We start from the raw sequence: 7,200 nt of genomic DNA on the forward strand, positions 1-7,200 counted from the left end.
GGCGGCTTCAAGCCAACGTCGTCTCCAACCCGCCTCGTGCCCTTGACGGCCCCCGAACCCTTCGGAACCGTCGCACGCAAGAACACGCAACCCGCTTGATCCGGGAGGGCATCGTGGACCTACAGTTCATCGGGATCGACCCCAACACCGGCGGCGAGGGGTCGCCGACGGTGTGGGTGGAAGAGGAGACGGCCGACCTGGTCCTCCAGGGGATCAAGGCCGAGGAAGTGCTGGAGGCACTGGTCAGCGGTACGGAGTGGGTCGCCGGTCACGCGGTGGGCATCCCCGCCCATGAGACGGTGATCCGCATCCCCGCCCGCATGGTGCCGATTCTGAGGGAGGCGTGTGATGTCGCAGAACGGCGTGCCGAGCTTCGCTGAGCTGCTGGCCGGTACGCGCCGCAGCGCGGTGCATCTGGAGATGCGCGACACGTACGGCGTCGGCGACGAGTCCGAGGAATTCGAACAGTTCAAGCGCACCGGCCACGTCGATCTCGACCCGACGGCACGGTGGTGGCCCCAGTGGCTGGGCACGGTGAGGGAAGCCGTTGGCCGAGGCGTGGTGATGCGCCGGGCCCGGATCGTGTCCGAGCCGGTGACGGACTACATCCGCTGGGAGCACGCCGCCACCTCGCTGAACGTCGAGGCGGGTGAACTGGTGCGCTGGCTGCCTCGCCGGCGGGCCGTGGACATTGCCCTTCCAGGGGCCGACTTCTGGCTGTTCGACGACCGCCTGGTTCAGTTCAACATCTTCACCGGGGACGGCGACTGGGCGGATCCGCCCAAGGAATTCAGCGAGGACCCCGCCGTGGTCGAGCTCTGCTCCGACGCCTTCGAGGCCGTATGGGAGCGTGCCGTCGACCACGAGAAGTACACCGTCTGACCCGCGCCTCACCCCATGCCCGCCTCTCCTTCGTCCAGCGCTCAGGCAGCCCGTGAAGCGCTCGCCGTACGCCTGACGCACCTGCGCAAAGACGCCGGCCTCACCGGGAAGGAACTCTCTGCCCGGTGCGGCTGGCACCCTGCGAAGACCACCCGCATCCAAAAAGGTGAGGTACAGCCCACCGACGGGGACATCCGCGCCTGGTGTGCTGCCTGCTCCGCCGCCGACCAGGCCGATGACCTGATCGCCACGGCCCGCGCCGTTGACTCGATGTACGTGGAGTGGCGCAGGAGCCACCGCACCGGCATGCGCAAGACGCAGGAGGACATCAACGACCGCTACGCGCACAGCGGCGTCACGCGCGCGTACGTCTCCAACGTCGTGCCCGGCTTCTTCCAGACTCCCGCATACGCCACGGCCCTGATGGAGGCCATCACCGACTTCCAAGGCACCCCCAACGACGTCTCCGAGGCCGTCGCGGCCCGCGTCGCCCGGAGCCGGTTCCTGTACGAGGGCGGGCATCGGTTCGTCGTGCTCATGGAGGAGTGCGTGCTGCGCTACCGCGTCGGCGACGCCGAGACGATGGCCGGACAGCTCAGGCACCTGTTGACCGTGATGCCGCTGCCCTCCGTCTCGCTGGGCATCATCCCCTTCACCGCGCAAAGGACGATGTGGCCGCTGGAGGCGTTCTACCTCCATGACGGCGCCCGCAGTGTCGTGGAGACCCTCACCGCCGAGGTCAACGTGGTTCAACCGCGCGAACTCGCCGACTACCGCAAGGCGTTCGGGGAGCTGACGAAGATGGCCGTCCACGGCAACGCCGCCCGCGCCTTGATCGAGTCGGCGATCAGGGCCCTCGGATGACGTCGCGCAATTCCCCGCAATTTTATTGAGGCAAAACTCCGGCTCTCCGTACGGTCGTTGGCGTCGCCGGGCAGGTCAAGGCTTCCCCTCGGCGGCAGCGGATGAGAGTCCTGCTCGCGCACCCCCTCATTGCGAGCGGGACATCCCGGCCCCGAGGAGACGACCCCGTGAGCGTCATGGCCAGACCCACCGCAGTCGGACCGCCCGGCTACACCGAAACCCTTCCCTGTGAGCCCGAGACGGCCCGTCGTGCCCGGAGCCTTGTCTCGGTCGCGCTGAACACCTGGGGCATAACCGAGTTGGCGGAAGCGGGCACGCTGATCGTCTCCGAGCTGGTGGGCAACGCGGTCCGCCACACCTCGTGCCGTCTGGTCCGGGTGTCCGTCCGGCGCGTCACGGACGATCTCGTACGGATCGGCGTCACCGACAAATCCCACGCCCTGCCGAGAATGGATCTGGTCGCCGACGGCGCTGAGACGGGGCGCGGCCTGGTCCTGGTCGACGCGCTGTCACACCGCTGGGGATACGACGAAATGCGCTGGGGCAAGACCGTCTGGGCGGAGCTGGCGGTCCCGGCGTGCTGACCCTGCGGCTCCTTCCGGAAGGCGAACAGGCGGGCGTCGCCGATCCGGAGCGACGCGTGGAGATGGCCAGATCCCACCACACCGAGGGCACGCTTACCGTTCAGTCCGGGCGGCGTGCTAACCACCGGGTCGTACGAGGTAGTGCCGTGGGAGCGGACAAGGGTCACCGGCGCCTTCAGGCGCTGGACTCGCGACGTTCGACGAGCTGACCGCGTTCGAAGCGGGTTCTGGTCCGCACCAGGGCGACGAGGTGGGGCCCTTCACGGCCCGCCAGCGGGGCCGGGCGGACTCGACAAGCTTGGAGCCCCTGCACTTTCCACTGGAACCTCAGGGGTTTCGCCACCCCCCAACAGGCCATCTCGCTGCGAGCAGCGTCGGAGCAATAGCCGAGCGCCTTGCGGTTTGGGACGATCGGGCATCGTCTTGGAGGGCGTCAACCTGTGAGGCAACCTCAAGACTGCCTCAACTCCCTTTACTTGAGCTCTTACAGATCATTTACTTACCGTGCGTCACGATGGCGCTCCTCCGGGCGTGGGTGGATGACCTCACCCACTGCCGTCCGTACGGCCATTACCAGCCATATCGACATGGAGATGCGCCATGCGGGAGCGCATATGTGCGACACCATCAACCAAGCCAATCAGACCGCGGTGTCGCCACAACTGCCGCCCAATGCCGAAACCCCGGAAGGTAAGCAGCACAAACGAGAGCAAGGGGATATTCGGCTAAAGCGGTCAGACAGGGACGAACGGGGAGATCGCCGCTTTGACTTACCTCACGACCGACGACCAGAGGACTGGATCGCAAGGGGACTTCAGCTCCACCCTGGCCGCTCCGCCCACCCCAGGGGACCCCCACGCCATCCCCTATCTCACCCCCCGAGAACGCCAACTCCTCACCCTGCTCAGCCGCGCCGCCGACAATCGCGAGATCAGCCGCCGACTCGGCATAGCCGAACGTACCGTCAAAGCACACCTGACCAACCTCATGGCCAAGATCAAAGTGACCAGCCGCACCGAAGCAGCCCTCTTTGCCTACGCCTTTCACGGCCGTCTCGTCGGCCGGCTCTGAGGATCTCGTTCGCCCGCTCGGTCTGGGCGTTCCGCCTCGTTCTGGCGGATTTACCCATGCAGGGCCGCGGGATGCATGTCGAGGTTCCGGGCCGCCTGGCGGATGACCTCGGGGCGACCGCAGTCGGCGCCCTTCCCGCGAGACCCGCCTGTGTCGCCGCCGCATCCTGAGCTTGACAGCACCCATATCGCTTATCGATAGTATCGATAAGCGATATGGGTGCTGCGATCGACAGGGGGAACCGTGGGTACGAAGTCGTGGTGGAACCGGACCGACAATCGGCTGCTGGAGGCGGCTCTGAGCTTGGCGGCTCTGCTTGCCGGCGTTTTCGGGGTGCTGCTCCCGGTCCTCGGGGTGGTCGGCCTCATCGGCCCGGTGGACACCCGCGAGGTCAAGGTCGAGACCACGACCCGGGTGCCTGACGCGGTGGCGCGCCATGGCTTGACCCTCACCGGCACCCACCAGGCCAACCTCGTCTTCGCCCACCCCGACCTGAGTCAGCGCCTGTTGCTCGCGCTGCCGGACGTCATCGGCAGCCTGCTCCTGCTCCTCGTCCTGACCCTCCTCCTTCAGATGGCCAGGACCCTGCGCGGCGGCGACGTCTTCGTGCCGAGCAACGCCCGCCGTCTGAGCGCCATAGGGCTCACGGTGCTGGTGCAGGCGGTCCTCTCCCCGGTCCTGCCGGCGCTCACGACGGCGGCTCTGGTGAACGGCACCCCCATGGCTGATCAGGTCCCCTCCTCGATCACCTTCACCGGCGAGTACGTCCTGCTCGCCTTCCTCATCCTGGCCCTGGGCGAGGTGTTCCGGCGTGGTACGAAGCTCCGCGCCGACACCGAGGGGTTGGTCTGATGCCGTCAGAAGAGGAACACCGGGTTCAAGTCCACCTGGACCGGCTGCTGGCCGAGCGCGGCATGACCTTGTCCGAACTGGCGGCCAGGGTCGGGGTGACGGTGGTCAACCTCTCCGTCCTGAAGAACGACCGGGCGAAGGCGATCCGCTTCTCCACCCTCACTGCGATCTGCCGCGAATTGAACTGCCAGCCCGGCGACCTGCTCAGCATCCGCGAGGACTGACCCCGGTCATAGGCATGGCCGACGTTCCGTACGAGAGCGGCATGTACCGCCTCCTACCGTGTGGCCCTCGCCGAAGCATGCCCATAACTACGTTACCTAGACAAGGGATTACTCATGGAGATGACCTCTGGCCGGCGTCTGGCACAGGTTTCTGTGATCGCTGTGTGTGCTGCCGCTCTTGCAGCGTGCGGGACCTCCTCGCGTTCCTACAACGTGTCGGGAGCTCCGGGGGGTGCCAGTGCTGCGTGCTCCAGTCTGGTGAGGAAGGCGCCGCAGAAGCTGGGGGGCCATGAGCGCAACGATTCCGACCAGAAGGGAACTGCCGTATGGGGGGACGGAGATGTCATTCTCCGGTGCGGGAACATCTCGGACGTTCCGGAATCGGCTCCATGCACGTCGGTGAAGGGGGTCGACTGGGTCGTGAACGAGAAGAAGACCCACGACGAGGTGAAGACGGTCCTGTCGTACGGGCGTAGCCCTGCAGCCGAGGTCACGGTGTCGGAGCGGATCAAGGACAAGAACGCCGTGATCGGTGATGTGTCCGGGATCGTGTCGGGGCTGACGAAGCAGAAGGCGTGCGCGAAGCAGGGCTGAGCGTTTGCGGCCCGGACTCCTATTAGCCCTGGAGGGCAGGGTGCCCGAAGGTGCGATGGTGGCCGGTGTGGCCAGGACGTAGAAATCAGTGGAACGTGCGTGCGGGTGCCGTTTGCGGTGCCGGGCGCATGGTCAAGGAAGCATTTCCACTTCTACGGGGAGAAATCATGCGTACTCTCTCGCGCCTGGCCTCTGGTGGGGCCGCTGCGGTGGCCGCCGGTGCGCTGCTGTTCGCAGCTGCGCCCGCGCACGCCACGTCGTCCTCGGGTACCTGGGGCATCCCGGGCCACAAAATGCAGGTGAACGCCTGGCACTGTGGCTCGTACGTGAGCACCTGTGACTGGAAGGCATCGACCAAGGTGTACAAGGGCACGGCCCACGACAGTGCCCAGTGGGTGCAGAACCGGGCCATCCTGACCGCTCACGGCATCAGCGTCTCCCTCACGATCTCGAAGAACCCTGAGGCGACGCTGAAGATGACCAGCAAGTCGCAGGGCGAGGTCCGCTGGAAGAACTACGGCGGGCACAAGTGGATCTCGGACACCTACGGTCAGATGAAGCCCAGCTCGCTGACTGTGTACGTGTCGACCAAGTCCTGCGGCTCGGCCCAGATCACCAGCAGCATCAAGTTCACGGAGAAGTGCGTCACTGCCGGCGCGGCCTGATCCGCTCTTGACACTGCGCACCACCTGAACGTCTCTGCCCCCGCCCCTTTGGCGGGGGCAGAGTTCTCTTACGGGGGAGAACGAGTATGTCTCACGCCAGGAGAGTCGCGAGGAAAGCGGCGTGGGCGGCCGCTGCGGCCTGCGTCCTGATGCCCGCCGTGTCCTGTACCTCGCAGGGCAGCCACCATGAAAGCAGGGAACCAGCCTACTTCCAGAGCCTCGTCAGCCAGGTCAACGGCCTGTACTACCACCCCTTCCTGAGGGAAGAGCGCGGCAGCGCCGAAGCTCAGTCCTACGCGCTGCGCATCCTGGCAGAGACCGGCGCGAAGCCGAAGGTCACGGTGGGAGCCACGACGGCCACAGCGCTGCGCTCCGATGCGCTCAAGACGTCCGCACTGTGGGGGAGGTACTGGCTTGTCCCGCTGCGCGAGGCCGGAGTGTCTGCGGTGCTGGGGCGCCGTGACACCCAGGACGTGGAGAAACTGCGAACCGGCAGGGGATGGTACGAAGATCCCGCGCTCGGAGAGAAGAGCGATGAAGGACGCCTGGGTGCCACTTGGGCGGCGCTGGAGGTGGAGGCGGCCACCGGAACTCTCACGAAGCTTCCCGCCGCCGACAAGGCGGCCACCGCTGGCTGGCTGGGCAGGCTGGCAGATGGCCGGCCGCGACTGGACGAGGCCGCGGCCCTGGCACGCTGCCTGCACCTGCTCGGCAAGTCCGTCCCCGGCTCCCTGACGTCGCTGGCAGCTCCGGACACGAGCCGGTTCACCGAGCGGCCGGACAAGGAACGCGCCGCCCTGCTGGAAGACACATACAACTACGTATTGCTCCAGGAGTCGGCCGGCAAAGAGCCGCGTGTGGACCGGAAGACATGGCAGCAGGCCCTGTCGCACAACGTCGGAAGCCTCGACTACGACCAGCTCTACAGCCTGGTGCACATCCTGCGCGCCGCCGGCAGTTCCAAAGGGGCGTTCTCGGCGGTCACCCGCCGTCTCGAGCAGGAGCGCATGCAGGACGGAACGGTGCGTGACCCGTCCTCCTACCTGGGCACGCCCGACGCGTCGTTGTTCGTGCAGCAACTTCGGAGCCTGGCCGGATGGCCTGTGCGGGACAAACGTCTCCTGTCTGCGGTCGAGGAGCAGGCCAATGCCCAAGACGCGCCCCGCGACGGCGCCGCGCGGCTGAACCTGGCCGCCCTCAAGCACAGCGCCGGCGGTGAGCCGCTTTCCCGTCAGGAGGCCGCGCTCTGCCAGGATCCGTCGACGGTGCCGGCCACGGTCACCGCAGACAACGTCGTGGCCTGGCAGCGTGCGGCATGGGACTGCGCGGAGTCCGGCATACTGTCAATCCCCTGGTTTCGTAGAGACCTCTCCTATGCGGCCTGGCACCTCTGGTCGCTCTTCTTGCGTGCTGCGGTGACGGTCCGTTCGAACTCTTCCGGCGGCAGGCCGCCGGCCGCGCTGT

10 protein-coding genes are annotated in these 7,200 nt (G+C 66.7%); all 10 read left to right on the forward strand.

Going from position 1 to position 7,200, the window contains the following annotated elements; translation table 11 throughout:
- Positions 1-113 precede the first annotated feature (113 nt).
- Positions 114-380, forward strand: a complete 267-nt coding sequence (locus LJ657_RS26085) for a hypothetical protein (protein WP_232651174.1) — start codon at positions 114-116, stop codon at positions 378-380.
- Positions 349-882: a DUF6879 family protein gene (locus tag LJ657_RS26090; protein ID WP_232651175.1), complete on the forward strand. Its 534-nt coding sequence runs from the start codon at positions 349-351 to the stop codon at positions 880-882. Before LJ657_RS26085 ends, LJ657_RS26090 begins: the two co-directional genes overlap by 32 nt.
- 15 nt (positions 883-897) lie before the next feature.
- Positions 898-1,746, forward strand: a complete 849-nt coding sequence (locus LJ657_RS26095) for a helix-turn-helix domain-containing protein (RefSeq protein ID WP_232651176.1) — start codon at positions 898-900, stop codon at positions 1,744-1,746.
- A 176-nt stretch (positions 1,747-1,922) separates the two neighbouring features.
- A complete protein-coding gene (locus LJ657_RS26100; protein ID WP_232651189.1) occupies positions 1,923-2,330 on the forward strand; it encodes an ATP-binding protein in 408 nt (135 codons plus the stop codon).
- Positions 2,331-3,095: 765 nt separating this feature from the next.
- A complete protein-coding gene (locus tag LJ657_RS26105) occupies positions 3,096-3,401 on the forward strand; it encodes a helix-turn-helix domain-containing protein (protein WP_232651177.1) in 306 nt (101 codons plus the stop codon).
- A gap of 243 nt (positions 3,402-3,644) precedes the next feature.
- Entirely contained in the window at positions 3,645-4,253 is a 609-nt protein-coding gene (locus LJ657_RS26110) for a DUF2975 domain-containing protein (protein WP_232651178.1), read from the forward strand.
- Positions 4,253-4,477, forward strand: coding sequence for a helix-turn-helix domain-containing protein (locus LJ657_RS26115; protein ID WP_232651179.1), 225 nt, complete (start codon positions 4,253-4,255; stop codon positions 4,475-4,477). The genes LJ657_RS26110 and LJ657_RS26115 overlap by 1 nt, the downstream gene beginning before the upstream one ends.
- Before the next feature lie 120 nt (positions 4,478-4,597).
- Positions 4,598-5,071 (forward strand): DUF3515 family protein, encoded by a 474-nt coding sequence (locus tag LJ657_RS26120; protein WP_232651190.1) that lies wholly within the window; start codon positions 4,598-4,600, stop codon positions 5,069-5,071.
- Between the two features lie 167 nt (positions 5,072-5,238).
- Complete coding sequence (locus LJ657_RS26125; RefSeq protein ID WP_030938479.1) at positions 5,239-5,736, forward strand: hypothetical protein; 498 nt, start codon at positions 5,239-5,241, stop codon at positions 5,734-5,736.
- 149 nt (positions 5,737-5,885) lie between these two features.
- Positions 5,886-7,200: hypothetical protein (locus LJ657_RS26130; protein ID WP_232651180.1), on the forward strand; the 1,315-nt coding region annotated here is incomplete at its 3' end.

The organism is Streptomyces guryensis (assembly GCF_021261325.1).
In the GTDB taxonomy this organism is placed as follows: Bacteria; Actinomycetota; Actinomycetes; order Streptomycetales; family Streptomycetaceae; genus Streptomyces; species Streptomyces guryensis.

What these genes read in the sequence shown, in the direction of transcription:
- LJ657_RS26090 (WP_232651175.1), top strand. Translation starts at nt 349, where the DNA reads ATGTCGCAGAACGGCGTGCCGAGCTTCGCTGAGCTGCTGGCCGGTACG.
- LJ657_RS26095 (WP_232651176.1), top strand. Translation starts at nt 898, where the DNA reads ATGCCCGCCTCTCCTTCGTCCAGCGCTCAGGCAGCCCGTGAAGCGCTC.
- LJ657_RS26100 (WP_232651189.1), top strand. Translation starts at nt 1,923, where the DNA reads ATGGCCAGACCCACCGCAGTCGGACCGCCCGGCTACACCGAAACCCTT.
- LJ657_RS26115 (WP_232651179.1), top strand. Translation starts at nt 4,253, where the DNA reads ATGCCGTCAGAAGAGGAACACCGGGTTCAAGTCCACCTGGACCGGCTG.
- LJ657_RS26120 (WP_232651190.1), top strand. Translation starts at nt 4,598, where the DNA reads ATGACCTCTGGCCGGCGTCTGGCACAGGTTTCTGTGATCGCTGTGTGT.
- LJ657_RS26125 (WP_030938479.1), top strand. Translation starts at nt 5,239, where the DNA reads ATGCGTACTCTCTCGCGCCTGGCCTCTGGTGGGGCCGCTGCGGTGGCC.